Annotated in this window: 1 protein-coding gene; it reads left to right on the top strand. The window is 43.1% G+C overall.

Going from position 1 to position 1,201, the window contains the following annotated elements; all coding sequences use genetic code 11:
- Positions 1-742, top strand: a 742-nt coding sequence (locus NA59_RS09360) for a transposase (RefSeq protein WP_198401086.1), incomplete at its 5' end; no start/stop codon positions are given.
- Positions 743-1,201 lie beyond the last annotated feature (459 nt).

The following is a 1,201-nucleotide window of genomic DNA, read 5'->3' as shown; positions in this document are numbered from 1 at the left end:
TTGTGTTCGCCGTGCGTTTTTGTGTGGCGTGGATTCAATTTCCGGCCAAAGTTATGAGCATCGCCGTGAATGGATAGAGCAGACGATGTTGAAGCTGGCCTCCGTGTTTGCGGTGGATATTGCCGCCTTTGCTGTGATGAGCAACCATTATCATTTGGTGGTGCGCGTGGATAAAGAGCGCGCCCAGGCCTGGTCAGATGACGAAGTGCTGGAACGCTGGACACAGTTGTTTAGCGGGCCGGTGTATTTACAGCGTTATTTAGTCGATAAAGACCAAGCCGAACCCGCGATAGTCAAACAAGTCCAACAACTCGCCCAAACCTATCGTGAACGCCTGTATGATCTATCCTGGTACATGCGCGTGCTCAATGAGACCATTGCCCGTATGGCGAATAAAGAAGACGGTGTAAAAGGGCATTTCTGGGAAGGGCGGTTTAAAAGCCAAGCCTTATTGGATGAGCAAGCGATTTTATCGGTGATGGCCTATGTTGATTTAAACCCGGTGCGCGCTAATATCGCCAACGATTTGTCCGATTCAGAATTTACCTCGATTCAACGACGCATCGAACAAACCCAAGGCATTGAAAAACAACCCATCTCCATGCGCACCAGCCTGTTGTTTGATACCCTTGGTGAAGAAGCGCAACAGTTTCTCACCAAGCTTGATGCCTTGCCTCATGCCAAACTGATGGCATTTGATCCCCTTGAGCATAGTCAAAAAACCCAACCTGTGATAAATTAAAAGGACAGCCACTTTTAAATTTTAATTAAAAGGACAGCGAAAGAAATTAAAAGGACAGCCACTTTTAAAGTTAAAAGGACAGCCACTTTTAAATTGTAATTAAAAGGACAGCCACTTTTAAATTGCAAAATCCATCCCATTTTCCTATAATTACTCTCAAGTTAACCTTATAACCGGAGCTCAGCCATGACCCGTGCCCGCCAACAGCTTATTTCACTATCCGAAAATAAAAAGGACACCCACTTTTATGCTTTTTACCCTTGATGCTTTAGAAGCATTAAAAGAAAAGTTAAAAGGACAGCCACTTTTAAATTTAAATCCATCCCAATTAAAATATTAAAAGGACAGCCATTTTTAGATTGCAAAATCGGACCAAAATTAAAAGGACAGCCACTTTTAAATTGCAAAACCCATCCCATTTTCCTATAATTACACTCAAGTTAACCTTTTAACCGGAGC

It is taken from the genome of Thiomicrospira microaerophila (genome assembly GCF_000934765.1).
GTDB classification, from domain to species: Bacteria; Pseudomonadota; Gammaproteobacteria; order Thiomicrospirales; family Thiomicrospiraceae; genus Thiomicrospira; species Thiomicrospira microaerophila.
Note: the sequence above shows the minus strand (reverse complement) of the source record. Positions and strands in the feature narration are given on the sequence as shown.